The following is a 24,853-nucleotide window of genomic DNA, read 5'->3' on the forward strand; positions in this document are numbered from 1 at the left end:
TGAGGAGAACATCATGGAACGCCTTGCCCGTCTGCTGCCTTTCCGTCAATTCGGTCGCCTGCGTCATCTGCGCGGCCGCACGCCTTGCGCACCGCTGTCCGCGGCAGCGCCTGTGAAAGAAGAAGTCGCAGTCGAACGGCAGGCGTCCCTGCTGCCGTCGGCGCTCCCCGCTTTCGCGCGGGTATCGCTGAACGCCGGCCTGAATCATGCGGAACCCGCGCGCCGCGCGCCCGTGCGCGTCTATCACGGCCGGTCGCGTCTGATCATGGTCGGCACGATCGATGCCGTGTGCCGGATGATCGATCGCTGCATCGCGGAGGAACGATCGGCCGCGCAAGGCGGTCTCTGATTGCGGAACATTCCCGCACCGGAGGCAACGTGACCGGATCTTCGGGCCGCACATGGCGGCTCAAGCCCCTGCTGATCGTCGTGCTGGCCGTCGCCGTCATTGCGGCGATCGGTTATGCATACGCATCGCCATACGTCGCGGTCGGTCGCCTGAAATCGGCGATCGATTCGCGCGATGCGCAGGCCATCAGTGAATATGTCGATTTTCCGTCGCTGCGCATCAGCCTGAAGCAGCAGGTCACGGAAGAGTTGATGCGCCGGATCGACGCGGTGAAGAAGGAGAATCCGTTCGCGGTGATCGGTGCGCTGATCGGGTCCGCGCTGATCGGCCCGCTGGTCGATGCGTACGCGACCCCGGAGGGCGTGGCTGCGCTGATGAGCGGATTGCCGCCGCGCGGCAATCCGGGCGAGCGTCCGCCCGAATGGTCGAATCTGCCGCAAGACAATGCACCGGGCAGCGCACCGCCGGCCAATCCGGCTCCGGCGAGCGCAGCCGTTCCGGGCAGCAACGCAGCCGCGGCTGCATCGTCGCCGGCACCGGCCGCTACCGCGCCGGCCAGCGCGAACGATGTAACGCATACGCCGCATCGGCAGCAAGCCAGCGCCGGCTACCGGAATGTCGATGAATTCGTCGTGACCTACCAGCGCAGCGCCGATGGCACGCGCTATGCGGCAGTATTCCACCGCTTCGGGCTGTTTTCGTGGAAGTTGTCCGCGATCGACCTGCATGCGTAGCCGGCCGCGGCCGACGCCTGCGCGGCTGATGCGGCGCGGCGCCTGACCGGCGCGAATCGCTGATCAGGCCGTCATCGCGTCATCGGATCATTTGCCGCTCGCCGTGGCCGCATCACGCTCGCGCGCGATTTCGGCCTTCTGCTCTTCCGCCGACGAACACGCAACCAGAATGCTGCAGCTCACGCGATCGAGCAGTTGCGTATTGCCCGACCCCATCCACCATCTCGACAGCCCGCTGCGGCACCGGTGGCCGACGACGACGAGGTCGACCTTCAGCTCCGACGCGAGATTCGCGATTTCGTCGATCGGGTAACCGAACGCGAAATGGCCTTCGGCCTGCACGCCGCGCTCTCGAAGCCAGTTCACGCCTTCCTGCAGGATTTCGCGCGCGGTTTCCTCGAAGCGGCCGCACGCGACGTCGGTCAGCAGACCCGCGCTTTGCGCAATGCTCGAACGCATGTCGACAACCGACAGCAAGTGCGTTTCGGCCTTCAGGTCCATTGCGAGATTGGCGCCGCAACGCAATGCCTTGCGTCCTTCGAGCGTGCCGTCGTAACACAGCAAAATCTTGTTGTAGCTAGCCATGAAACCTCCCTATCGCGACAACGAGCCTACGCATTCATCATGGTGCGCCGCAATTCAGGACGCAAGGGATGGAAAACGCTGATTCGCCCCGCTCGGCGCGTGCGCGATGATGCAGTGCACGATCGGTGCGCACATGCATCGCGCCGTGCAGGCATGCGCTGAAGAGACGCAGCCGATGCACTAGAATGGCCCGTTCGTACTCCAGCAGGCCAGAACATGCCGGCGTCGCGCGCTTCGGTCATGCCCGTGTGACACGCATTCGCCCGATCCGTTCGCAGACCGGCCACGCATCGGGCGGCGGCACGCGCCCGCTTACAACGACAACATGCCCATGTCAGTCGCACCGATCGATCTCCGCAATGTCGAAAAGCGCTATGGCGACAAACTCGTCGTCAACGGCCTGTCCTTCAACGTACAGGCCGGCGAATGCTATGGCCTGCTCGGGCCGAACGGCGCCGGCAAGACCACCACGCTGAAGATGCTGCTCGGCCTCGCGTATCCCGATGCAGGCACCATTTCGCTGTGCGGCGAACCGGTTCCATCGCGTGCGCGGCATGCCCGCCGGCGCGTCGGCGTCGTCCCGCAGTTCGACAATCTCGACCCCGACTTCACTGTGCGCGAGAACCTGCTCGTGTTCAGCCGCTATTTCGGGATGTCCGCACAAGCTGCACGCGCACTCGTGCAGCCGCTGCTCGAATTCGCGAAGCTCGAAAACAAGGCCGATGCGAAAGTCGGCGAGCTGTCGGGCGGCATGAAGCGCCGCCTCACGCTCGCCCGCGCGCTCGTCAACGATCCCGACGTGCTGGTGCTCGACGAGCCGACGACGGGCCTCGATCCGCAGGCGCGGCACCTGATGTGGGAGCGGCTGCGCTCGCTGCTCGCGCGCGGCAAGACGATCCTGATCACCACGCATTTCATGGAAGAAGCCGAACGCTTGTGCGACCGCCTGTGCGTAATCGAGGAAGGCCGCAAGATTGCCGAGGGCGCACCGCATGCGCTGATCGAATCGGAGATCGGCTGCGACGTGATCGAAATCTACGGGCCCGACCCGGCCGCGCTGCGCGACGAGTTGTCGGCGTTCGCGAAGCGCACCGAGATCAGCGGCGAGACGCTGTTCTGCTACGTGAGCGATCCGGAGCCGCTCAGCGCGCGACTCAAGGGTCGCTCTGGGTTGCGCTATCTGCATCGCCCGGCCAATCTGGAGGATGTGTTCCTGCGGCTCACGGGCCGCGAAATGCAGGACTGATCGACCATGGATGTCCGCAACTATTCCACCACCGCACCTTCGGCACCGCCGCGCGAATCGCGCTTCGCGATCGCGATGCCGGCGAACGCAACCAACTGGGTCGCCGTATGGCGGCGCAACTATCTCGTCTGGCGCAAGCTCGCGCTCGCGTCGATGTTCGGCAATCTTGCCGATCCGATGATCTATCTGTTCGGGCTCGGTTTCGGGCTCGGCCTGATGCTCGGCCATGTCGACGGTGTGTCGTATATCGCGTTCCTCGCGGCCGGCACGGCCGGGTCGAGCGTGATGATGTCCGCGAGCTTCGAATCGATGTATTCGGGCTTCTCGCGGATGCATGTGCAGCGCACCTGGGAAGCGATCATGCATACGCCGCTCGCGCTCGGCGACATCGTGCTGGGCGAGATCGTCTGGGGAGCCAGCAAGGCCATGCTGTCGGGGGCCGCGATCATGCTCGTCGCGGGTGCGCTCGGCTATGCGCAATTTCCGTCGATGCTCGCGGCGCTGCCCGTGATCGCGCTCGCGGGCCTCGCGTTTGCCAGCGTCGCGATGATCGTCACGGCGCTCGCGCCGTCCTACGATTTCTTCATGTTCTATCAGACGCTCGTGCTGACGCCGATGCTGCTGCTGTCGGGCGTGTTCTTCCCGATCACGCAGTTGCCGCCGGTCGCACAGCACGCCGCGCATGCGCTGCCGCTCGCGAACGCGGTCGAACTGATCCGGCCCGCGATGCTCGGCCGGCCCGCGACGGACGTCGCGTTGCACGTTGCGGTGCTTGCCGGCTATGCGGTCGGTGGATTCCTGCTGTCCGCGTGGCTGTTCCGGCGGCGGATGATGCGCTGACGGCCGGCGCGCGCGGCGCCGGCTTCATGCGACGACGTTACTCGTCGTCGTCGCTCCACGGAATCTCGACGTCGGTCAGGAACGCGACGGTCGCGAGCGGGCCCCCTTCCTGGCGGCCGAGCTTGCCGTCCGCGCGATGCCATTCGACGCGGAACTGCGTGCCCGGATCGTCGGCGATCAGATAGACCGAGCGCAGCTCTTCCTTGTCGGCTTCGTCCACCGGGCCGTCGAACGACACCAGCATCTTCTGCGGCCACAGCCCGTTGACGGGATCGTAAATGCGATCGCCCTGCGGGATGTCGATGCTGGCGTCGACGCCGATCGTTGCGGAGGCCTCGATGATCATCGTGCCGAGTGCGTTCAGCACGGCAGTCGCCCGCGCGGAATTGGCCTGGCGGATCGCGAGATCGCCGCGCGTCAGCGCCTTTTCGAGTCGAGGATGAATCTTCGGTTGGGTCATGCGTTTTCCTGTTTGCTTCTTGTAAAGGGCGCCGCACGCGTGAAGCCGCGGCGCCGGATGAATACGACGATCGCGCCAGCCCGGCGCGCCGCTCGCGCGCGTCAGAACCCGAACGCGACCGCGAGCAAGCCGCTCACGATCCCGAACACGACGACGAGGGTCGCGACGATCGCCAGCATGTAGGGCTTGAACGAACGCGCGAGCATTGCGAGCGACGGCACGCTGATCGGCGGCAGCGTCATCAGCAGCGCGGCGGCCGGGCCGACGCCCATGCCGAGCGACAGCATCGCCTGGATGATCGGCACCTCGCCCGCCGTCGGGATCACGAACAGCATGCCCGCGACCGCGAACGCGACGATCCAGCCGAGATGATTGCCGATGTCCGGGCCGATGTGCGGGAACAGCCATGCGCGCGCGGCGCCGAGCAGCAGCACGAGCACGATGTATTCGGGCACGAGCCGCACGGCCATGCGAGCAAGCAGCTTCATCCAGCGGACGAACGGATTGCCGGCCGCGGCCTGCTCGGCCGCCAGCGCGGCGAGCTGCGCATCGTCGACGCTGCGGTCTTCAGGGCGAGCAATGCGGTTCAGCAGATAGCCGATCCCGAACACCATCGCGATGCCGAGCACGAGGCGCAGCGCGCTCCAGTGCCAGCCGAGCACGAAACCCATGAAGACCAGCGCCGCCGGGTTCAGCACCGTGTTGCCGAGCCAGAACGCGACCGCACCGCCCGGCGACGCATGGCGGGCACGCAGCCCCGCGACGACCGGCGCCGCGCAGCACGTGCACATCATCCCGGGCAGCGACAGCAGGCCGCCCGCGGCGACGCTGCCGAAGCCCGTGCGGCCGAGCACGCGCGCGACCCAATGCGCGGGCAGCAGCGCCTGCACGGCCGAACCGAGCAGCAGGCCCAGTACCATCGCCTGCCAGATCGCCTTGCCGTATGCCCACGCGTAATCGAGCGCAGCCTTCAGCGACGGCTCCGGTGCGGCCGCCGACGTGCCCATCAGGATCGACTGGCCGATCGAATGGTGCTCGGCGGCAACGAACGCCTTGTTGTAGTACGGGAACCATTTCACATAGAACAGTCCCGCGACCGCGATCAGCAGGAAGGTCATCCAGCCGAGGGCCGGATTGGGTTGGGTGCGTGTGGTCGTCATCGTGTAGTCGTCGATTGGTCTTTATCGGTTTCGGATTTCGCGCCTGCCGCAAGCGCGGCCGACGCGGGCAGCCCGGCCTGCGCGAGTTGGGCCAGCAGCGTGCTTGCCTGATCGCGCACGTCGGCCGCGTTGGGCCGCAAAGCGAACGTCAGCGCCCGGTTCGGCTTGCCGTACGCCGTGCGGTAGGTGCGCGCATAGGCGGGATCGTAATGCTTGTCGATCAGCAAGGTGAACAGTTCGGCCCGCGCGTTCGCATCGATCAGCGCGTTCCAGTGCGCGACCTCTTCGCGGCTGTGCAGGCCGATCAGCCGATGGAGCTGCGCCTTGAACGCGGCCGGTTCGTCGAACAGGTGGCCGTAATCGTCGAGCAGGAACGCAATGCGCTCGTCGTGCGCCGCTTCGACCTGCACCCACGGCCCCGCGTGAAACGCGTCGATCAGCGCGATCGGCAACTGCACGAGCCCGATCTTGCGGCTTTCCGATTCGACGAACACCGGCCATTCGGGGTCGAAACGTCCGAGCGTTTCGACGAGCCCCGAATCGAACCCCTTCTGCGACGGCTGCGGCGTGCCCGGCAGCGCGCCGAGCAGCGAGCCGCGATGGCACGCGAGCGCCTCGAGATCGAGCGTCTGCGCCCCCGCGTCGCGCAGCGCGTTCAGCAGGCGCGTCTTGCCGCAGCCCGTGTGGCCGACGAGCGCGATATAACGAAAGCGCGTCGGCAGCGTGTCGAGCGTCGCGCATACCGAGCGGCGGTATGTCTTGTATCCGCCGTCGAGCTGGCGCGCCTGCCAGCCGATCAGGTTGAACCATGCCGTCATCGAGCCGGAGCGCTTGCCGCCGCGCCAGCAATAGATCAGCGGCCGCCAGTTGCGCGGACGGTCGGCGAACGTCGTGTCGAGATGGCGCGCGATGTTGCGCGCGACCATCGCCGCGCCGACGCGGGTCGCCTCGTACGGCGACACCTGACGGTACATCGTGCCGACGAGCACGCGCTCTTCGTTGCTGAGCACGGGCGCGTTCAGCGCGCCGGGAATATGGTCCTCGGCGAACTCGAGCGGCGTGCGCACGTCGATGATCTCGTCGAACTCGCCGGCGCGATCGAGGGTGACAATCAGGTTCTTCAATTTGGCGTCGAACAGGGGCGATGCGGCTCGGTGAGCCGCATGGGCGCGGAAGGCGGATTGACGATTATCTCACGGGCCGGCGTCTCGGGCCGCGCGCGGCAGACGGCGGCGACGATGCGACCTGCATCGCGTCGATCAGATGGTCGCGGAACGCCCGCACCGACGCCGGCAGATCGCGCCCCGCCATCGTCTGCACCTGGATGCTGCGCTCGCGAAGCTGCGGGTTCGTCACGGGCACGACGACGAAGCCGTCCGCATCGAAGCGGTCGCGCACCGACAACAACCCCGTGAACATCACAGCGCCCGTGCGCCGCGCGTAGCCGTACATCGCCGCGGTGTTGTTGCTCGTCAGTTCGGGCTCGAGCAGCAGCCCGTCGAGCGCGCACGCGATGTCGATCAACTGGCGCACCGTCGTGCCCGCCTCGGGCAGCACGTGCGGGTAACGCGCGACATCGGCAAGCGACACCGCGGCGCGCGGCGCGAGCGGATGGTCATGCCGCACCAGCGCGAAGATCGGCGCGCGCTCGGTATGCTCGACGCGCACGCCCTTCTCCGGCGCGAGGCTGAAGGTCAGCGCGATGTCCACGTCGCCGTCGCGCACGCGCCGCGTCGCGTCCGCCGGCGACACGACCCACACGGAGAAATCGACGCCCGGGTGGCGCGCCTTGAAGCTCGCGAGCGCGCCGGGCAGGAAATCGATCGCGAACCCCTCCGAGCACGCGATCTTCAGCAGGCTGCCGTGCAGCGCGTCGAGCCCGCCGATGTCCTTCATCACATGCTCGGCCTCCAGCAGGCTGCGCTGCGCGAAGGCCAGCAGCCGCTCGCCGGCCTCCGACAACGCCATCCCGCGTGGCCGGCGCTCGAACAGCGGCGCGCCGAGCTCGCTCTCGAGCTTCGCGATCTGGCGGCTGATCGCCGACACGGCCACGTGCAGCCGCGCGGACGCGTCGCTGATCGAGCCGGTGCGCGCCACCTCGACGAAATACCGCAGCGCCAGGCCATGCAGGAAAGCCGCCATCGTTCTGTCTCCGCGCCGTTCCCGGCCGCGCTGCTTTGCCTTTTCGGCAAAGGAAGGTTCGAAATTCGATCATTGTGACAAAAAAAACGGCTTTCTAGAATCGATCGCACTTCACGCTGCACGCGCGATATCCGCGCACGCCGCCAGCCGACAGAGGAGACCCGACTTGAGCCGTACCGCCGCCATCCAGCACGCGCTGAACCAGTTCGAATCCGGTGCGTTCTTCACGACCCTGAGCCGTCGCGTCGGCCTGCGCACCGAGAGCCAGGAAAGCGGCACCGAAGCCGCGCTGCGCGCCTACCTCACCGACGAGATCGCGCCCGAAGCCGCCCGCCTCGGCTTCGCGTCGCGGATCGTCGACAATCCCGTCGACGGCGGCCCGTTCCTGCTCGCGTCGCGCCACGAGGACGACGCGCTGCCGACCGTGCTGATCTACGGCCACGGCGACGTCGTGCGCGGCTACGACGCGCAGTGGCGCGCGCCGCTGTCGCCGTGGACGCTGACGGCCGACGGCGACCGCTGGTACGGCCGCGGCAGCGCCGACAACAAGGGCCAGCACACGATCAACCTGGCCGCGCTCGCGAGCGTGCTCGACGCGCGCGGCGGCCGGCTCGGCTTCAATGCGAAGCTGCTGATCGAGATGGGCGAGGAAACGGGGTCGCCGGGCCTCGACGCGCTGTGCCGCCAGGAGCGCGACGCGCTTGCGGCCGACGTGCTGATCGCGTCCGACGGCCCGCGCATCGCCGCCGCGCGTCCGACCGTGTTCCTCGGCTCGCGCGGCTCGGTCAACTTCAGGCTGAGCCTGCGCGCCCGCGACGGTGCGCACCACTCCGGCAACTGGGGCGGGCTGCTGCGCAATCCGGCGATCGTGCTTGCGCATGCGCTCGCGAGCCTTGTCGACGCGCGCGGCGCGATTCGCGTCGCGGGGCTGCGCCCGCCGCCGATCCCCGCCGCCGTGCGTGACGCGCTCGCCGACCTTTCCGTCGGCGGCGGCCCCGGCGATCCGGCGCTCGACGCCGATTGGGGCGAGCCCGGCCTGTCCGCGGCCGAACGCGTGTTCGGCTGGAACACGTTCGAGATCCTCGCGTTCAAGGCCGGCAACCCCGAACACCCCGTCAATGCGATCCCGCCCGCAGCGTATGCGCACTGCCAGTTGCGCTTCGTCGTCGGCACCGACTGGGAAGCGCTGCATGCACACCTGCGCGCGCACCTCGATGCGCACGGTTTCGGCGACATCGAGATCGACATCGAACGCGGCGCACCGGCGACGCGCGTGCCGCCGGACGATCCGTGGGTCCGCTGGGCCGTCGCGTCGCTGGCGCGGACCACCGGCAAGAAGCCCGCGATTCTGCCGAATCTCGGCGGCACGCTGCCGAACGAAGTGTTCGCCGACACGCTCGGGCTGCCGACGCTGTGGGTGCCGCACTCGTACCCGGCGTGCTCGCAGCACGCGCCCGACGAGCACCTGCTCGCAAGCGTCGTCAGCGAGGGGCTGCAGATGATGGCCGGCCTCTTCTGGGATCTCGGCGACGACGCACCGCCCGTTCGCCGCGCGGCGCCCGCCGCGGCCGGCGCCGCCCTGTAACGCGCTTCGCCCCTTTCTCGGGACCTGCACACACGATGAATACGACTACCCTGACCTCGCAGGAAGCCGCGCGCCCCAGCGCCGCGAAGATCCGGCGCATCATCTTCGCGGCATCGATCGGCAACGCGCTCGAATGGTTCGACCTGATCGTCTACGGCTTCTTCGCGGTGACGATCGCCAAGCTGTTCTTCCCCGCGACGAGCGAAGCGACGTCGCTGATGCTGACGCTCGGCACGTTCGGGCTGTCCTACCTGATCCGGCCGATCGGCGGCTTCGTGCTCGGCGCGTACGCGGACCGCGCGGGCCGCAAGGCGTCGCTGCTGCTGTCGATCGCGATGATGATGGCCGGCACGCTGCTGATCGCGCTGATGCCGACCTACGCATCGATCGGCATTCTCGCGCCGCTCGGGATCATGCTGTCGCGGCTGATGCAGGGCTTTTCCGCAGGCGGCGAATTCGCGAGTTCGACCGCGTTCCTCGTCGAACACGCACCGCAGCGACGCGGTTTCATGTCGAGCTGGCAGTTCGCGAGCCAGGGCCTCGCGACGCTGCTCGCATCGGGCTTCGGCGCGCTGCTGACGTCCACGCTGACAACCGCGCAACTCGAAAGCTGGGGCTGGCGCGTGCCGTTCCTGTTCGGTCTCGCGATCGGCCCGGTCGGGCTGTACATCCGCCGATACGTCGACGAAGGTGTCGAGTTCAAGACGCAGGCACGCTCCGAAGCGCCGGTGCGCGAGCTGTTCGCGGACCAGAAGTTGCGGCTGCTGCTGTCGATCGGTGCGCTGGTGATCTCGACCGCGATCAATTACATGGTGCTGTACATGCCGACCTATGCGATCAAGCAGCTCGGGCTGCCCGCATCGACGGGCTTCGCGGCGACGCTCGCGACCGGCTTCGTGCTGACGCTCGTCACGCCGGTCGTCGGCCATCTGTCCGATCACACCGGGCGGATCCGCATGATGGCGGTCGCGGCCGTCCTGATGCTCGTCACCGTATGGCCGACGTTCGCGTGGCTCACGCGCCATGCGTCGTTCGCGACGATGCTCGCCGCGCTGGTCTGGATCGGTGCGCTGAAAGCGATGTACTGCGGCGCGCTGCCGGCGCTGATGGCCGAGCTGTTTCCGTCGCAGACGCGCGCGACGGGCCTCGCTGTCAGCTACAACACGGGCGTCACGCTGTTCGGCGGCTTCGCGCCGTTCGTCATCACCTGGCTGATCAGCACGACCGGCAACCGGCTGTCGCCGGCGCTCTACCTGATGGGCTGCGCGCTGCTGAGCCTTGCCGCGCTGTTCGTCGCGCGCACGCGGCTCAAGATGCGGTAACGCAACCGACGACGGCGCGCCGATGCGGCCCGTCGCGGCATCGCTGCCGCGCGGGCCGCACGCCGTTTACGGCGCCGGGTTCGGCTGCAGTTCGTGCAGCGCGTCGATCTCGGCGAGGATCTCGTCGGACAGCTTCACGTCGATGCTGCCGATGTTCTCCTTCAACTGCTCGAGCGACGTCGCACCGACCAGGTTACTGCGCACGAACGGCCGGCTGTTGACGAACGCGAGCGCGAGTTGCGCGGGCGACAGCCCGTGACCCTTCGCGAGCGCGACGTAGCGCGACGTCGCTTCGACGGCCTGCGGCTTGCTGTAGCGCTGGAAGCGCTCGAACAGCGTGATGCGCGCGCCGGCCGGACGTGCGCCGTTCTCGTACTTGCCGGACAACCAGCCGAATGCGAGCGGCGAATACGCGAGCAGGCCGACGCCGTCGCGATGCGTGAATTCCGACAACCCGTTCTCGAACGTGCGGTTCAGCAGGCTGTACGGATTCTGGATGCTCGCGATGCGCGGCAGCCCGAGCTTCTCGGCCGCACGCAGGAACTGCGCGACACCCCACGGCGTTTCATTCGACACGCCGATTGCCCGCACCTTGCCGGCCTTCACGAATTCCGCGAGTACGCCGAGGGTTTCCTCGATCGGCACCGTGTACGCGTCGTCGACCCACGGATACGCGGGACGGCCGAACGTCGTCGTACTGCGATCGGGCCAGTGCAGCTGGTAGAGATCGACGTAGTCGGTCTGCAGCCGCTTGAGGCTGCCGTCGAGCGCCTCGGTCAGGTTCTTGCGGTCGAACTGGTTGCCTTCGCCACGAATATGGCGCGGGTTGTGCGGCTGCCGTGCCGGGCCCGCGATCTTCGTCGCGAGCACGATCCGGTCGCGCTGCGCGCGATGCTGCGCGAGCCAGGTGCCGATGTACTGCTCGGTGCGCCCCTGCGTGTCGGGCTTCGGCGGCACCGGATACATCTCTGCGGCATCGATCAGCGTCACGCCCTGCGCGATCGCGTAGTCGATCTGCTCGTGCGCGTCGCGCTCCGAATTCTGTTCGCCCCACGTCATCGTGCCGAGACCGACCAGGCTGACCTCGATGCCCGAATCGCCGAGTGTGCGGTATTCCATGCTGTTCCTGTCGCGTCGGTGGAAAGCAGGAACGCTATCACATTGAAACGACTGCTTCAGACGTGCGCCGCGGACGCTTACAGGCGGCCTTCGGCACTGCCATGAATGCGCGGGCAACGGCCTTGCAACCTGCGTCGCACATCTGCGGCATCCCCCTGCAGCCAGCCCCGCCTGCCGCCGTTCGTTACTGAGGCCGCTGAATGAAGCAGGTCGCCGACGCATGCGCGACGATCTTGTCGTCCGGCGTCTTCAGCGTGCCCTCCGCGACGCCCAGCGAACGCGACAGGTGAATCACGCGCCCTTCCGCGATCAGGTCGACGTCGCGCGGCACGGGCCGCAGCATCTTCACATGCAGATCGACCGTGCCGTAGCCGACACCCGCGTCGAGCATCGAATGAACCGCGCAACCCGTGACCGAATCGAGCACCGTCGCGGCGAACCCACCGTGCACGCCGCCGAGCGGATTCAGGTGCCGACCATCCGCCCGCGCCGAAAACTTCACATAGCCGAGCTCGATGTCCAGCGGACGCATCGGAATCGTCTCCGAGATCGACGCGAGCGGCACATCGCCCACCACCGCGGCGCGCAGCAGATCGAGACCAGACAGGGAAAGCGGATTCATCGGGTTGTCTCCGGGTTGAAAGCGCGTCGCCGCGCGAGTAAGTTCTAAATAGGAACTCATTATTGACAACGATACCGGTCGTTGTCAACGCAGCCGCGCCCGTTGCAACCGAAGGCGGGTTCTATAATCGAACCCGCTATTTCGCTGAACCGCCGCAAGACGCAAGAGACTCGACGATGAAATGGGATGACATCGGCACGCTGAACTGTTCGGTCGCGCGCACGCTCGCCGTACTCGGCGATCGCTGGACCATGCTGATCCTCCGCAACGCGTTCCTCGGCTGCCGCCGTTTCGACGCGTTCCAGGCGCAGCTTGGCCTCACGCGCCATGTACTGGCCGAACGCCTCGCGCGGCTCGTCGACGAAGGTGTGCTGGTCAAGCGCGCGTATCAGGAGCGCCCGCCGCGCTTCGAATACCGGCTGACGGAAAAAGGCCTCGGCCTGTACCCGGCCCTGCTCGCGCTGATGGCGTGGGGCGACCGCTGGAAGGACGACGGCCAGGGGCCGCCGGTACAGTTGCGTCACCGCACCTGCGGCCAGTTGATGCATGCGGTTACCGTGTGCTCGGCCTGCGGTGAACCGCTCGACGCACGCGACGTGCAGCCGGAGCCCGGGCCCGGATGGATCGCGCCCGACGAAACCGGGGCGCCGGCGGTCGAGGATTGACGCGCGGCATGCGCATGACTGCCTGACGCACACGAGCCGCGTTTTGCACGCGTGCTTCTGCCACGGGCCTCACCAAGCCTGCACGCCCGCTCGCCTGCGCGCGTGCATTGCCTGCGCGCCGATGTCTCGCAACGGCATATGCAATCGCACGCCGTCGTCAGCGACATCCATCGATCGACCTGATCGCGCACGCAGATGCCACGCAACGCAACTTTGCGTCATCGCCTCCGCCGCCAGCGATCACCGCGCGGGCAATCCATTTGCATCCGCGCGTGACCGCGCCGTCGCGTCTGCGTTACACTCACGGCCCGCTGTCTCGAAATTGTTCGCTGTCCAAGATGTTGTCGCGCAATCGCCTCGCCGCTGCCTGCCTCGCCGCTTCCCTGCTCGCCACACCGTTCGCCGCCTTCGGCAAGACGCAAAGTGAATCGCTGCTGCAGCAGGCGATCGACCTTGTGTCGCGATGGCTGCCGGCGCCTACCCACGAAGCACCCGCGACACAGGTTGTCGAATCGGCGTTCTCGCCCGACGGCGGCGCCGAGGCACTCGTGCTGAAAGCGATCGGCGCCGCGCGCAGCTCGATTCGCGTCGCCGCGTATTCGTTCACGTCGCCGCCCGTCACGCGCGCGCTGCTCGCTGCAAAGCGACGCGGCGTCAATGTCGCCGTGGTCGTCGACGACAAGGGAAATCGCGCGAAGAGCAGCAAGCAGGCACTGAACCTGCTCGTCAACGCTGGCATCCCGACGCGCACGATCGACGCCTATGCGATTCATCACGACAAGTACCTCGTGATCGACGCCGAGCACGTCGAGACCGGTTCGTTCAACTACAGCGCGTCGGCGGCCAGCCGCAATTCCGAGAACGTCGTCGTGGTGTGGAACAATCCGCAACTCGCGTCACGCTACCTCACTCACTGGCAAAGCCGCTTCGACCAGGGCACGCCGTACCGCTCCAGCTACTGACGCACGCCGCGCTTTCTCACGGCCCGCGACACGTCGCATTCGATCCGTCGCGTTACCGATGATCGTCGAGCGCGGCGCGGGTATCAATTCGGCCGAATGGCCAGCACGCCGCGTCGCGCATCGAACGACACGCGCGACGGTCCGCCGCGCTCAATGGATTTCAGGCAACCGCGCGGTCGCGGCACCAACCTGTGTGGTCGGCATACAGCGGTTCGCGTGCCCGTCCACACCGCTTGCCGCCGACGTCGGCAAACCCTGGGCGCCGCCGGGCAGCGCGTTGCCCACGCAATCCGTGCTGAATACCAATGTGTTCTGAACCATCGGATAAAGGAGATACAGCGCAAACGCGAGATACCCCGCGTACAGGATTCGAACCATGGTGCGATGGGATGCGATGAACGATTGTCTTCGCCCTGTTTACGGCACTGCGACGCGCACCTTGAGGCATCGCGCAAACGATTCCGCATCGGGACGCAACGCTGGCCCATGGCGCCCGCTTCTCGCCGCATCTTCACTGATCCATGCGGAGCCGAGAACGCCCGTCGCGGAACCTGCGGCTTGGCAACGCGCCGAATCATGCGCATACGATCCGATGACCGGCCTTGCACGGGGCAAGGGGCAACGACAAACCCATGCAAATCGCACCGAAACCGGCCGACGTCGCCGAGCCGGTCGAACGCAGGGCGGAAGCGCTCAAGTTGCGCAACATGGCCGACGCGCGCGGCTACGCGATTCGGTTCAGCGTCGGCCACGCCGCCTGCGATTCCGCGCCATCACGCGGTGGCCGGCCTGCTCGCATCGGCCGATCACCGTACGAGCACAAGCATCGCGGCACGACGGCCGGCGCCTGACCGCCGGCGAACCCGGGGCGGCGCATACCGCCGCCCCGTCGTTCAACCGCGGTTGCGTGGCCGCGTCAGCTTCCGCACGGCGGTGCACTGGCCATCGCGTCCGCGATCTGCTCGGGCGTCAGGTCGCGCTGATGCGTCGCGAGCGACCAGCGATGCCCGAACGGATCCTCGACCTGTCCGTAGCGATCGCCCCAGAACATGTCGGCCGCCGGAATCGTGACGGTCGCGCCGGCCGCGACAGCCTTCGCGATCGCCGCATCGGTATCCGGCACGTACAGGTGCAGGCAGACCGCCGTACCTTTCAGCGCCTTCGGCCCGAGCGCGCCGTGCTCGGGCATTTCATCCACCAGCATCAGTGTCGAATCGCCAATCGCGAGGCACGCGTGCGCGAGCCTGCCGTCAGGCATCGCCAGGCGAAACTGCTCGCTCGCATTGAATGCGCGCTTGTAGAAGTCGATGGCTGCTACCGCGCCGGCGCAGATCAGGTGCGGCGTCAGCGTGCGCATCCCTTCCGGGATCGGTTTGACGGACGTGGACATGGGTGTCGCTCCTTCAGTCGGTTGTCGTATCGGGAAACGGGACGGACGCGCGATGCGCACGCCTCCGATACCACGACGGACGAACCCGGCAGAAATCGACACGGCGTCCGACATTTTTTGTTTTCTTGAGTGCCGGGTCGTTCGAATCTCGCTCATCGGGCGCAATCAGCCAGTTCGGTCGACCCGATCGACCTGCCCGCCGAACTGCCGGCGGCATGCTTCCAGCAACCCGGCCACAGTGTCGAGCGGAAGATCGGCAAACCGGGCGATCGGCAGCATCACGCCGCCCGGCATCTTGGTGCGCGACGAATGCGCCGAGAACTGGTAGCCGATGTAACGATTTCCGGCGACGCGGATGATCCGGAACTCAGTGACGTCGCGCCATTGCGTGACGGGTTTTTCGCGTGCGGAGCCGATCAGCCTGAAACCCGTTTCGTCGATATGCAGCGCCATCTTGCGTTGCGACGAGACGAAGAAGGCGACACCCGCCAGCGCCAGCAGCGCGGCCAGCGCCGCGACCGGCCAGAGCGTCGGGGCGGCCGCATAGCCGCACAGGCTCGCCGCGGCCAGCACCGCGCAGGCGATTGCCCTTCTTTTCAGGCTCCGGCTGTCCACCGCCAGCGTTACCGGCAACGGGCCGATGACCGTTCCCGCGACGGGATCGGCGTGCAAGCCGGAACCGTTCGTTTCGCGTTCGTCGTTCATCGTTCAATTACTCGCATCGACGGCAATCGGCCCTTCAAGGTCGGGCGCCATATCAAGGCTCCGGGGAACGAGCCGAAAAACAGGGATTGGCGACGGGAAATCGTTGCGGAGCGGGAAAGTCGTGCGTCGACACGCGCCAACAGTCTTTCATTCGCAGAGAACGGGCACCGCTCCGTCAGCACCGGTCAATTGCACACTTTGACGGTGCCGTTGGTCGTGCATTGACCGACGGCCCAGTGACTCTGCCCTGCCAGATGAGGCACCTGGCCGATGCCGCGGATAGGCGCTGCCGGCGACGACGCCGGCACGGCTGCCGACGCGGTCTCGGGCGACGGCTGTACAGGCGTCGGCCTGGACGCGGTCTGGCAGGCAGCGAGCGCCAGACAAAGCGCGGATGCCAACGGGGCGATGACAGGTCTGGACATGATCTCGTGCACGTTTGCGCTATTCGCTTTTGGTACCGGCCCGCCGCACATCGCGCGGCCCGTCAAACCGTTCGGTGCGATCGGCAATGCAGCACGACGGTTCTTCGATACTACTCCTCGCGTTCAACGTTGTGCGGGCCGCCTTTCGGCCGGGCGCCGCAATCAATGCGGCGGCGCCGACTACCGCCAGCACGCGTCGTCCCCGTCAGATCTGCGGAAGATCCCGCAACGTGCGCGACTCGCTCGTTGCATCGATGTCGAGTTCGATGCCTTCCGACGAATCGCGATACAGCACGCGTTTCAGTCTGGGCCCGATCGCGGTGGCATCCGATGCCGAGAAGATCGCGCGGACATCGTTGCCGGAAGCGAGTGCGCGCGCCACTTCCGCCACCGGCGCCTCGCTCGGCGTCGCCGCCCACGACCGGTCGGCCGGATTCACGGCCGCCCAGCGCACATGCGTCACGCGCGCGCTGAGCGGATCGATTCGGACACCATTCACCGCAAACATCGACATCGGAATCTCCTTCGAATTTTTTGCGGTCCGCTTTTGCGGCCCGTCACGCAAATGCGCAGGATCACGGGCAGCCCCGGATCTCGCATACGTTACCCGCGGGGCTGCCATCACGCGCGCCTCTCCGGCGAACGCGATTTTCGATGATACATTGGGACGCTTTGAAACCGTCAACAGACAATCGTGCACGGGAGAAACACATGACCGACGCCTGGGGAACCTTCCCTGCCAGAATGGGCGACCATCAGGCTTTCATCAGCTTCAACCACAGCTTTGCGGAAATCGCGGAAGGCGATCCGCGCACGTCGCTGCTCAGCGTGCGCGTCCCCTTCGCGCATCCGACGCCCGAAGGGCTGCCGACCGGCGACGAGTTCGCCGATCTCGCGAAGATCGAGGATCTGCTGGACGCCACGATCACCGCGAAAGGCGGTGTGCAGGTCGGCCGCATCACCGTCGACGGCAACCGGGATTTCCTTTTCTACGTGCCGTTCGACGAAGAGGCGGCGGCGGAGCTCGTCGACTCGCTGGCCGAACAGACAGCCTACGCGCTGCAGTACGCACACCAGGACGATCCGGACAAGGAAGCGTACTGGCAGACCCTTTACCCGACCGACGACGACTGGCAGATCATGCGCGACATGCGCGTGCTGGATGCGCTGCGGCAAAAAGGCGACGTCAGCGACGTGAGCCGGTGCGTGATGCACTGGGCGTACTTCCCGGACCCGAGCGACGCACACCTGTTTGCAGACTGGGCCGAAGCGAAAGGCTATCCGGTCGAATCGGTCGCACCGACGGAAGACGGCAAGTCGGCCGTGCGGTTTTCGCACGAAGGCACGATGGCGCTGGCCGACATCACGCGCCATACGATCGCGATCAATCGCGAGGTGCGTTCGCTCGGAGGGGAATACGACGGATGGGAAACCAGCGTCGAACAGGTTGGTTGAGCGGGTCGACATGCCTGTTGCGCACGACGTGACGCTACGCGTTCGGCGCAAAAAACATCCCGGCAGCGTTGCTGCGCGCTGCCGGGATCAAGGCATCGCCGGCCGAAACCGGCGATGGGCCTGAGGGTTCGCTCAGGCACGAGGAAAGCGATTCGTGCGAATCAGGCGAACGGATGTCGGGGTGCGCCTGGTTCGATTGCGCAGCCTGCCGAACGCCTGCCCGGTTCCGCCGACGCGGCTCTCCGGCGTCGGGCGGGCAAAAAGCCCCCGCTCCTGCGCGAGCGAGCGGGGAAACCGTTGACCGGGCCGGGGAAGAACGGTCAACCGGCCAAATTGTGATCGCGGGCCGCGCGACGGTCTGTGCGGCAACTCACCCTCTGTCGACAAGGTGGCGGCGTCAGGCAGGCCACGCATGCCGCGTGGCGTCGCGGTCCGAGCGCAAGACCTGCGACCGGCGCGCGCCCTGTCCGACCGGCAGCGGCAACGATCGCGCCAGCCGTCAGCAGCGTTCTTCTTTTCATGTTTGAAGTTCGATTTTGTTTTAGTTCAAGCGGACGTTTTTCAGAAGAGACCCAGTTTCCGTTAAGTCGCGGGCGATGTCAAAGCAGGATTATTCTATTTTTTCGAGAGCCGTGATTTCGGCTTCATTTTCTCGCACCGATTTTCGTGAAACCATGTTTCACGAACGCAATAACCAGCGGCAGGCAAACCCGGTTTCGTCATTACGACGAGACGCTGGAAAACCAGTCGGCGACCATATCGATCCAGTCGACATCGCTGACGATTTCAATGACCGTTTCGCCGACGATTTCGGCAGTCGATGGGTCTGTTGACGTCGCCCCGGCGGCAACCGTGTTTGCCTTCGCAATTTCGGCCGACGCGCCGGACCTCGGGTCGGCAAGCCGCTCCAGCCAGTCGACGATATTTGCACGCGCATCCTCTTCATCGGCGAAGTCATTCCGCTCGAGAAAGCGGTCGAACACGATCCACGCGAGCGTCTTGCTTCGCGAATCGGATTCCAGTTTCCGGTCGACAACGCCCGTCCGGCCGGACTCCCTGATTTCGAGTGTCGCCGTAAAACAGTAATCGAGATATTCGATTTCAAGTTTCGACGACATGGTTTTCTCCGGTCAATCTGCCCTTTCCGTTCTTTTGCTGATCTGCGCCTGTCCGGCTTTGCGACGCTGTATGAAGCATGCATGAATTTCGCGCGGCGCGTCCTTTCCGCCGGCAGTATCGTGATATAGCCGCGATCTGTCGATATCTACCGCCGACGCATGACCGCATCCGCTTTGCCAATCGCGCCTTCCGCGCTTCCGGTTCCACTGCGAATCGTTCCGTTTTCCTATTCCGGGTATCGACCTGCACCCGCTGCCGTAATCGCGCTGCTAAACTCCGGCCACAAAGACCGCTTGCGCCACCAGAGGAAATAATGACGCTCGCCCGCGCACAACTGAATGGCGTCGATGTCTGGATTATCCAGCTTCCCGGGCACGCCCCCTATGCCTATACGCACCTCAAGCGGGTATTCCCGTCAGACGACTCGCGACATCGGGTCGTGACGATCAACCTGACGAAACTGCTGACATGCGCCGACCGCGACACCACCGACTATGTGCTGCCGGCGGTTCAGTACTGGGCTCCCGGAAAAGCCGCGGGTATTCGCGAATTCCTCGATCCGGACCAGGACAAGATTCCGGACATGCCGCTCATCACGTTTCGCGAGACAAGAACGCGAATGCTGCTCGGCATCCCCGGCCTGTCGAAAGTCGGCGTCGCGTCATTCCGCAACGGCCAGCATCGCGCACGCTATCTTGCCTATGCAGGTGCGACGACGCTGCCTGTCGAGGTGCACGAGACGGAGGCCGATTTGCTCGTGCGATATTGCGGCGAGTAGCAGACGAGCAAGTTCGGCTTTCGCCTGGTGCGGTTCCGTAGGGGCCGGGAATGGCTGTATATCGTGCGGCCGTTCGTTCGGATCGCGGCAAGCCGCTAGGCCTGTATCGCATAGATCCGATCGGTGACCTCCGTCTGGCCGATCAGGCTCGTTTCGATACCCGCCAATTGCCAGCCGTTGTGCTCATAGAAGCCGATCGCGCGCACGTTGTCTTCCAGCACCGACAGATGGACCTTGTCCACACCGATTGTCCGGGCCCACGCACGAACGGCTTCGATCATGCGTTTGCCCGTACCGCTGCCGCGATGCGAAGGATGGACGTGCAAGCAGTCGAGCAGCACTCCGCGCGTCGGATCGACCGGGCGTTCGGCACTGACGAAGCCGACCGGCTCGCCGTCCGACTCGGCGATCAGCACGAGACCCCACTCATTTTCATTGCGATCGAGATATTTCCGCCACCGGACCGCGTGTTCCGTCGGCACCTCGTCGGACAGATAGGCCGCCGGAAGGATATGGCTGTATGCGGTTTGCCAACTCAAGGTGTGCAGACGAGCGATGAGGTGCGCGTCGTGCGCTGTCGCGGCGCGAAGCGTGGTTCGTGTTTCCGGCATCGGTTGGCAACTCCTTCTGCCTGTTTCTGTTGATCGGAATGTCTCGTCGCAAAATATACCGTTCTTTGAAACATGCATGCAGTGACGGCTCGCCGCCGGGACATCTGCGTGCAGGCAAAAAAAATCCCGACGCCTTCACTGGTCGCCGGGATCGAACGGCCCTGCAAGGCATGAGGGCACGAGGAAGACAACACATTACACGCGTGCAAGACTGTTGCGCTTTGTCGGTTCGTGCCAAATCCCTGCGCTATTCCGCCAAATTTCCGGTTTCCGTCGCCGTAAAGAAAAAAGCCTGCTCACGCGAAGCGCGAGCAGGCAAGAAAACGGATCAGCATTCGAGGCACGAGGGCTGTCCTGGGAAGATAACGGCACGGCGCGCGCAAACCTTAGCCGAGAAGGGCGCGTCGCTCGCGATTGGGTGAGTGTGTTGTCAACGAAACGCCAAAGAAAGATGAGGCACATAGGGTCCCGGCCCGTTGACGGTTTTGCGATCCGCGCCGACGACACGAAAAGAAGCGGTGCTTTACGCGCTATACAGCCCCTCGTGAAGAGGCTTTGCGAAAACCGGCTACACGGTGGTTATACGCACGCTGGAAAGCAAAAAGCCCAGTTCATCGAACTGGGCTTTTTGCTTGAATTTGTTGGGGTGGCTGATGGGACTCGAACCCACGACGACAGGAATCACAATCCTGGACTCTACCAACTGAGCTACAGCCACCACTGATACTGCCTTCCGCTCTTCGCTGTTTTTGTTTCAGCAGCGAAGAAGCAAGATTATACGAAGTCTTTTGAATCTTGCAAAGCCTTTTTTTCAAAAAATTCTTCGGCTTCGTTCAGATGCGCGCGCGCCTCGTCGAACACGGCCAGATCGCCGCGCGCGAGCTTCTTGTTGTCGGACAGCACGCGACGCCAGCCGCGTGCGCCGGGCACGCCGCGATACAGCCCGAGCGCATGCCGCACGATCGCGCCGAGATAGGTCCCGCGCTTCAGCTCGGCCGCGCAGTATTCGATCAGTTGCGCTTCCGCTTCTTCGCGCGTCGGCACCGCGCCCGTCGATCCGTAGAAGCGCGCATCGACCTCCGCGAGCACGTACGGGTTGTGATACGCCTCGCGGCCGAGCATCACGCCGTCGACATGCTCGAGATGCTGCGCGACCTCGTCCAGCGTCTTGATGCCACCGTTGATGACGATCTCCAGCGACGGAAAATCGCGCTTCAACTGATACGCATACTCGTACTTGAGCGGCGGGATCTCGCGATTCTCCTTCGGCGACAGCCCCTTCAGGATCGCGTTGCGCGCATGCACGACGAACGTTTCGCAGCCGGCCTCGGCGACCGTGCCGACGAAGTCGCGCACGAACGCGTAATCCTCGACTGCGTCCACACCGATCCGGTGCTTGACCGTAACCGGCACCGACACCGCATCGCGCATCGCCTTCACGCAATCGGCGACGAGCTGCGGCTCGTTCATCAGGCACGCGCCGAACGCGCCGCGCTGCACACGCTCGGACGGACAGCCGCAATTCAGGTTGATTTCGTCGTAGCCCCACTGCTCGCCGAGCTTCGCGGCGCGCGCGAGATCGTCGCGTTCGCTACCGCCCAGTTGCAGCGCGACCGGCGATTCGTTCGGCGTGAACGCGAGATGCCGCTGGGCATCGCCGAACAGCAGCGCGCCCGTCGTGATCATCTCCGTATACAGCCACGTATCGCGCGTCAGCGTACGGTGGAACGACCGGCAATGGCGATCGGTCCAGTCGAGCATCGGCGCGACGGAGACACGGCGGGGAGGAAGCGAGGACGGTACGGACATGAAATTCGGGCAACAAGCCAGGCGGCGCGGAAACAACCCGGCATTTTACCGCAACACGGGCCGCACCTGCCCGGCGCCCGCGCTAGTCGCCCTCACCCAGTTCCGCATCGACCGCCCGCCGCGCCTCGTCGAGCACACGCTCGATCACGCGCCGTTCGGTCAGCAGCAGCCCGTCGACCTTGACGAGCCGCCAGTCGATCCGCACGGTGTCGCCCTGCAGCACGCGGTAGTGCGCGTGCTCGCCGTCCCAGACCTGCTCGGTCTTCACCTCGATCTCGAAGCCGCGGTACGGCTCGCTGAAATCGCCGAGGTCGCTGCCTCTCGGTTCCATCGCACGCTCCGTAGCGACGCGGCGCCGGGCCGCCCGTGCAGCCGGCGCCGCGCACTCAATCGTATTCGTCTGACAAAAAGGATTTGCCGTCGGCCGTCAGGTCGACGCGGTCGGCCGCCGCCTGATAGATCAGCCCCTCGTTCAGCAACGCATAGACGACGTCGCCGAAAGCGGCAGGAACCGGCCGGCTTTCGCCGAACTGGTCGATCCACTTCAGCGCCTCGATGGCTTCGGGGGAAAGGATGGGGGTCATGCGTTGCCCTCCGGCATCGGTGTCGTTCCATCCTAACACTTCGTCCGGACGCCGAATACCGAGGCAAACGCGCTGCGGGAACGCCGGACGACGCCAACGGGCAGGCTGCCCGCCGGCGCCGTACCGGCGCAGGAAACACACGCTCAGAGACGCGCGATCGATACTTCGGTCGACTTCACGAGTGCGACGACTTCCGCGCCGACCTTCAGTTCGAGTTCGTCGACCGAGCGGGTCGTGATCACCGACGTGACGATGCCGAACGGCGTCTCGACATCGACCTCGGACACCACCGGCCCGCGAATGATCTCCTTCACCTTGCCTTTGAACTGGTTACGCACGTTGATTGCAGTGATGCTCATCGGGTTGATCGCTCCGAAGAAAAAGTCTCAGGACGGGCGGCCGGAGCCGCCCGGATTTAAACGGCCCAGCGGATCTGCCCGACCGGTCGAACGTTGTCTGCTTCATGCACCGCGCCCTGTTCGGCCGCGCCAGGCCCGCCGGCGAGCACGCGCTTCAGCACGCGGTCTTCCAGCGCCGCAAACGCCGCCGATGCGCGAGCGCGCGGCCGGTCGAGCAGTACGGGCTGGTCGAGCGCCACACGCCCCTGCTCGATGAGCAGGATGCGCTCGCCGAGCGCGACAGCCTCCTGCACGTCGTGCGTGACGAGCAGCGCGGTGAACCGATGCTCGCGCCACAAGCGCTCGATCAGCGCATGCATCTCGATGCGGGTCAGCGCGTCGAGTGCACCGAGCGGCTCGTCGAGCAGCAGCAGTTGCGGCCGGTGCACGAGTGCGCGCGCCAGTGCCACACGCTGCCGCTGGCCGCCCGACAGTTGCGCGGGCCAGTCGTTCGCCCGCTCCAGCAGGCCGACTTCATCGAGCACCGCACGCGCGTCGTCGCGCGCGCCGCGCCCGAGGCCGAGCATCACGTTCTGCAGCACGGTCTTCCACGGCAACAGGCGCGCATCCTGGTACATGATCCGCGTATCGAGCGCACCGCCGCCGTCGCCGCGCGTCACGAGCGCGCCGCTGCTCGGCTGTTCGAGTCCCGCGACGAGACGCAGCAGCGTCGACTTGCCGCAGCCGCTGCGGCCGACGATCGCAACAAAGCTGCCGCGCGCAATGCCGAGTTCGACGTTGTCGAGCACGGTGCGCGCGCCAAAGCGCTTGCTGACGCCCGACAGCGTCACCGCGTCGTCGGGTGCCGGGCTTCCCGCACGCCGCCGCGCGAGCGGAACGACGGATGCGCTGCCGTCACGATCGAGAATCGCCGCGTCGCGCGCGTCGCCGTCCGAGACGCGTGCCTGCGCGAGCTCGGCCTCGAGGTCTGCGCCGGCGAGCGGGCCGTAGGCGGCCGCCGAAGTCGTCGCATTCATGCCTTTGCTCCTGATTGGTAAGCGGGGTGCCAGCGCAGCGTCACGCGCTCGAGCCATTTCGCCAGCACATCGGCCAGCTTGCCGAGCACCGCGTACAGCAGGATGCCGACCACCACCACATCGGTTTGCAGGAATTCACGCGCGTTCATCGTCATGTAGCCGATGCCCGACTGCGCGGAGATGGTTTCCGCGACGATCAGCATCACCCACATCAACCCGAGCGCGAAGCGCACGCCGACGAGGATCGAAGGCAACGCACCGGGCAGGATCACGTCGCGGTACAGCGCGAAGCCGCGTACGCCGTAACTCTTCGCCATCTCGATCAGGTTCGGGTCGACCGAGCGGATCCCGTGATACGTATTGATGTAGATCGGGAAGAACACGCCCAGCGCGACGAGGAACAGCTTCGCCTTCTCGTCGATGCCGAACCACAGGATCACGAGCGGAATCATCGCGAGCGCCGGGATGTTGCGGATCATCTGGATCGTCGAATCGAGCGCGACCTCGGCAGCCTTCGACAGGCCGGTTGCAAGCCCCAGCGCGAGGCCGACGCCGCCGCCGATCGCAAAACCGAACAGCGCGCGCCACGTGCTCACCTTCACGTTCGCCCACATTTCACCCGACGTCACGAGCGACCACGCCGCCCGCACGACCGCAACCGGCTCGGGCAGCACGCGGGTCGACAGCCAGCCGGTGCGCGCACCGACTTCCCACACAACCAGCAGCGCGAGGGGCACGAGCCACGGCGCGACGCCGCGCCATGCGCGGGCGGCCACAGCGGCACCAGCCGTCGACGTTTTCGTTGTCATCG

The 24,853-nt window shown here is 65.9% G+C and carries 31 protein-coding genes and 1 tRNA gene; 11 read left to right on the forward strand and 21 right to left on the reverse strand.

Annotated features, from left to right (window positions below):
* Positions 1-13: 13 nt before the first annotated feature.
* The gene (locus DM992_RS13200; RefSeq protein ID WP_034184111.1) at positions 14-349 is read left to right on the forward strand and encodes a hypothetical protein; all 336 of its coding nucleotides are present in this window, start codon (positions 14-16) and stop codon (positions 347-349) included.
* Positions 350-378: 29 nt separating this feature from the next.
* On the forward strand, positions 379-1,083 hold the full coding sequence (locus tag DM992_RS13205; RefSeq protein WP_111017143.1) for a DUF2939 domain-containing protein: 705 nt from the start codon (positions 379-381) through the stop codon (positions 1,081-1,083).
* An 87-nt stretch (positions 1,084-1,170) separates the two neighbouring features.
* Here DM992_RS13205 and DM992_RS13210 read toward each other — a convergent pair whose 3' ends face one another.
* The gene (locus DM992_RS13210) at positions 1,171-1,668 is read right to left on the reverse strand and encodes a universal stress protein (protein WP_111017144.1); all 498 of its coding nucleotides are present in this window, start codon (positions 1,666-1,668) and stop codon (positions 1,171-1,173) included.
* Positions 1,669-1,999: 331 nt separating this feature from the next.
* On the opposite strand from DM992_RS13210, the gene nodI reads away from it, so the two are divergent.
* Positions 2,000-2,914, forward strand: coding sequence for a nodulation factor ABC transporter ATP-binding protein NodI (gene nodI, locus DM992_RS13215; protein ID WP_111017917.1), 915 nt, complete (start codon positions 2,000-2,002; stop codon positions 2,912-2,914).
* A gap of 6 nt (positions 2,915-2,920) precedes the next feature.
* Positions 2,921-3,754, forward strand: a complete 834-nt coding sequence (locus DM992_RS13220; RefSeq protein WP_105393106.1) for an ABC transporter permease — start codon at positions 2,921-2,923, stop codon at positions 3,752-3,754.
* 37 nt (positions 3,755-3,791) lie between these two features.
* Here DM992_RS13220 and DM992_RS13225 read toward each other — a convergent pair whose 3' ends face one another.
* The 4 genes from DM992_RS13225 to DM992_RS13240 form a co-directional block, all read right to left on the reverse strand.
* On the reverse strand, positions 3,792-4,214 hold the full coding sequence (locus DM992_RS13225) for a hypothetical protein (RefSeq protein ID WP_162631650.1): 423 nt from the start codon (positions 4,212-4,214) through the stop codon (positions 3,792-3,794).
* Between the two features lie 101 nt (positions 4,215-4,315).
* Positions 4,316-5,374 carry a permease gene (locus DM992_RS13230; RefSeq protein ID WP_111017145.1) on the reverse strand — a complete coding sequence of 353 codons (1,059 nt, stop codon included), beginning with the start codon at positions 5,372-5,374 and terminating at the stop codon, positions 4,316-4,318.
* On the reverse strand, positions 5,371-6,498 hold the full coding sequence (mnmH, locus tag DM992_RS13235) for a tRNA 2-selenouridine(34) synthase MnmH (protein WP_111017146.1): 1,128 nt from the start codon (positions 6,496-6,498) through the stop codon (positions 5,371-5,373). Before mnmH ends, DM992_RS13230 begins: the two co-directional genes overlap by 4 nt.
* Positions 6,499-6,562: 64 nt before the next feature.
* A complete protein-coding gene (locus DM992_RS13240) occupies positions 6,563-7,516 on the reverse strand; it encodes a LysR family transcriptional regulator (RefSeq protein WP_111017147.1) in 954 nt (317 codons plus the stop codon).
* Between the two features lie 166 nt (positions 7,517-7,682).
* On the opposite strand from DM992_RS13240, the gene DM992_RS13245 reads away from it, so the two are divergent.
* Together DM992_RS13245 and DM992_RS13250 are read left to right on the forward strand one after the other, a co-directional pair.
* Complete coding sequence (locus DM992_RS13245) at positions 7,683-9,101, forward strand: M20 family metallopeptidase (protein ID WP_111017148.1); 1,419 nt, start codon at positions 7,683-7,685, stop codon at positions 9,099-9,101.
* 35 nt (positions 9,102-9,136) lie between these two features.
* Positions 9,137-10,423, forward strand: a complete 1,287-nt coding sequence (locus tag DM992_RS13250; protein ID WP_111017149.1) for an MFS transporter — start codon at positions 9,137-9,139, stop codon at positions 10,421-10,423.
* A gap of 66 nt (positions 10,424-10,489) precedes the next feature.
* On the opposite strand, the gene DM992_RS13255 is transcribed toward DM992_RS13250, so the two are convergent.
* On the reverse strand, positions 10,490-11,542 hold the full coding sequence (locus DM992_RS13255; RefSeq protein WP_111017150.1) for an NADP(H)-dependent aldo-keto reductase: 1,053 nt from the start codon (positions 11,540-11,542) through the stop codon (positions 10,490-10,492).
* A gap of 184 nt (positions 11,543-11,726) precedes the next feature.
* Positions 11,727-12,164: a PaaI family thioesterase gene (locus DM992_RS13260; protein ID WP_111017151.1), complete on the reverse strand. Its 438-nt coding sequence runs from the start codon at positions 12,162-12,164 to the stop codon at positions 11,727-11,729.
* Positions 12,165-12,340: 176 nt separating this feature from the next.
* On the opposite strand from DM992_RS13260, the gene DM992_RS13265 reads away from it, so the two are divergent.
* Positions 12,341-12,829, forward strand: coding sequence for a helix-turn-helix domain-containing protein (locus tag DM992_RS13265; protein WP_111017152.1), 489 nt, complete (start codon positions 12,341-12,343; stop codon positions 12,827-12,829).
* Positions 12,830-13,167: 338 nt separating this feature from the next.
* Positions 13,168-13,791 (forward strand): phospholipase D family protein, encoded by a 624-nt coding sequence (locus DM992_RS13270; RefSeq protein ID WP_034201824.1) that lies wholly within the window; start codon positions 13,168-13,170, stop codon positions 13,789-13,791.
* 150 nt (positions 13,792-13,941) lie between these two features.
* Here DM992_RS13270 and DM992_RS42705 read toward each other — a convergent pair whose 3' ends face one another.
* Complete coding sequence (locus DM992_RS42705) at positions 13,942-14,169, reverse strand: hypothetical protein (protein ID WP_111017153.1); 228 nt, start codon at positions 14,167-14,169, stop codon at positions 13,942-13,944.
* Positions 14,170-14,423: 254 nt separating this feature from the next.
* On the opposite strand from DM992_RS42705, the gene DM992_RS42710 reads away from it, so the two are divergent.
* Entirely contained in the window at positions 14,424-14,642 is a 219-nt protein-coding gene (locus tag DM992_RS42710; RefSeq protein ID WP_239511282.1) for a hypothetical protein, read from the forward strand.
* Between the two features lie 65 nt (positions 14,643-14,707).
* On the opposite strand, the gene DM992_RS13285 is transcribed toward DM992_RS42710, so the two are convergent.
* From DM992_RS13285 to DM992_RS13300, 4 genes are all read right to left on the reverse strand, one after another.
* Positions 14,708-15,181, reverse strand: a complete 474-nt coding sequence (locus DM992_RS13285) for a VOC family protein (protein WP_111017154.1) — start codon at positions 15,179-15,181, stop codon at positions 14,708-14,710.
* A gap of 165 nt (positions 15,182-15,346) precedes the next feature.
* On the reverse strand, positions 15,347-15,886 hold the full coding sequence (locus DM992_RS13290; protein WP_111017155.1) for an aspartyl-tRNA synthetase: 540 nt from the start codon (positions 15,884-15,886) through the stop codon (positions 15,347-15,349).
* A gap of 185 nt (positions 15,887-16,071) precedes the next feature.
* Entirely contained in the window at positions 16,072-16,311 is a 240-nt protein-coding gene (locus DM992_RS43515; RefSeq protein ID WP_111017919.1) for a hypothetical protein, read from the reverse strand.
* A gap of 205 nt (positions 16,312-16,516) precedes the next feature.
* A complete protein-coding gene (locus tag DM992_RS13300; RefSeq protein WP_111017156.1) occupies positions 16,517-16,825 on the reverse strand; it encodes a phosphatidylserine/phosphatidylglycerophosphate/cardiolipin synthase in 309 nt (102 codons plus the stop codon).
* A gap of 197 nt (positions 16,826-17,022) precedes the next feature.
* Here DM992_RS13300 and DM992_RS13305 point away from each other — a divergent pair, with 197 nt between their 5' ends.
* Positions 17,023-17,766 carry a DUF695 domain-containing protein gene (locus DM992_RS13305; protein ID WP_111017157.1) on the forward strand — a complete coding sequence of 248 codons (744 nt, stop codon included), beginning with the start codon at positions 17,023-17,025 and terminating at the stop codon, positions 17,764-17,766.
* Between the two features lie 722 nt (positions 17,767-18,488).
* On the opposite strand, the gene DM992_RS13310 is transcribed toward DM992_RS13305, so the two are convergent.
* Positions 18,489-18,884 (reverse strand): hypothetical protein, encoded by a 396-nt coding sequence (locus DM992_RS13310; protein ID WP_111017158.1) that lies wholly within the window; start codon positions 18,882-18,884, stop codon positions 18,489-18,491.
* Between the two features lie 314 nt (positions 18,885-19,198).
* Between DM992_RS13310 and DM992_RS13315 the strand changes: the two genes are divergently transcribed.
* Entirely contained in the window at positions 19,199-19,663 is a 465-nt protein-coding gene (locus DM992_RS13315; RefSeq protein WP_111017159.1) for a hypothetical protein, read from the forward strand.
* Positions 19,664-19,758: 95 nt separating this feature from the next.
* Here DM992_RS13315 and DM992_RS13320 read toward each other — a convergent pair whose 3' ends face one another.
* From DM992_RS13320 to ssuC, 8 genes are all read right to left on the reverse strand, one after another.
* Positions 19,759-20,274, reverse strand: coding sequence for a GNAT family N-acetyltransferase (locus tag DM992_RS13320; protein WP_111017160.1), 516 nt, complete (start codon positions 20,272-20,274; stop codon positions 19,759-19,761).
* Between the two features lie 642 nt (positions 20,275-20,916).
* Positions 20,917-20,992 (reverse strand) — tRNA-His (locus tag DM992_RS13325).
* Between the two features lie 56 nt (positions 20,993-21,048).
* Positions 21,049-22,035, reverse strand: a complete 987-nt coding sequence (gene dusA / locus DM992_RS13330; RefSeq protein ID WP_239511335.1) for a tRNA dihydrouridine(20/20a) synthase DusA — start codon at positions 22,033-22,035, stop codon at positions 21,049-21,051.
* 130 nt (positions 22,036-22,165) lie between these two features.
* Positions 22,166-22,414 carry a hypothetical protein gene (locus DM992_RS13335; RefSeq protein WP_111017162.1) on the reverse strand — a complete coding sequence of 83 codons (249 nt, stop codon included), beginning with the start codon at positions 22,412-22,414 and terminating at the stop codon, positions 22,166-22,168.
* Positions 22,415-22,469: 55 nt separating this feature from the next.
* A complete protein-coding gene (locus DM992_RS13340) occupies positions 22,470-22,667 on the reverse strand; it encodes a hypothetical protein (protein ID WP_011351863.1) in 198 nt (65 codons plus the stop codon).
* 143 nt (positions 22,668-22,810) lie between these two features.
* Positions 22,811-23,026, reverse strand: a complete 216-nt coding sequence (locus DM992_RS13345) for a molybdopterin-binding protein (RefSeq protein WP_006400187.1) — start codon at positions 23,024-23,026, stop codon at positions 22,811-22,813.
* A gap of 56 nt (positions 23,027-23,082) precedes the next feature.
* Complete coding sequence (locus tag DM992_RS13350; protein ID WP_111017163.1) at positions 23,083-24,042, reverse strand: ATP-binding cassette domain-containing protein; 960 nt, start codon at positions 24,040-24,042, stop codon at positions 23,083-23,085.
* Entirely contained in the window at positions 24,039-24,851 is an 813-nt protein-coding gene (gene ssuC, locus DM992_RS13355; RefSeq protein ID WP_111017164.1) for an aliphatic sulfonate ABC transporter permease SsuC, read from the reverse strand. Before ssuC ends, DM992_RS13350 begins: the two co-directional genes overlap by 4 nt.
* Positions 24,852-24,853: the final 2 nt, after the last annotated feature.

It is taken from the genome of Burkholderia sp. JP2-270 (genome assembly GCF_003233675.1).
Lineage (GTDB): Bacteria > Pseudomonadota > Gammaproteobacteria > Burkholderiales > Burkholderiaceae > Burkholderia > Burkholderia pyrrocinia_C.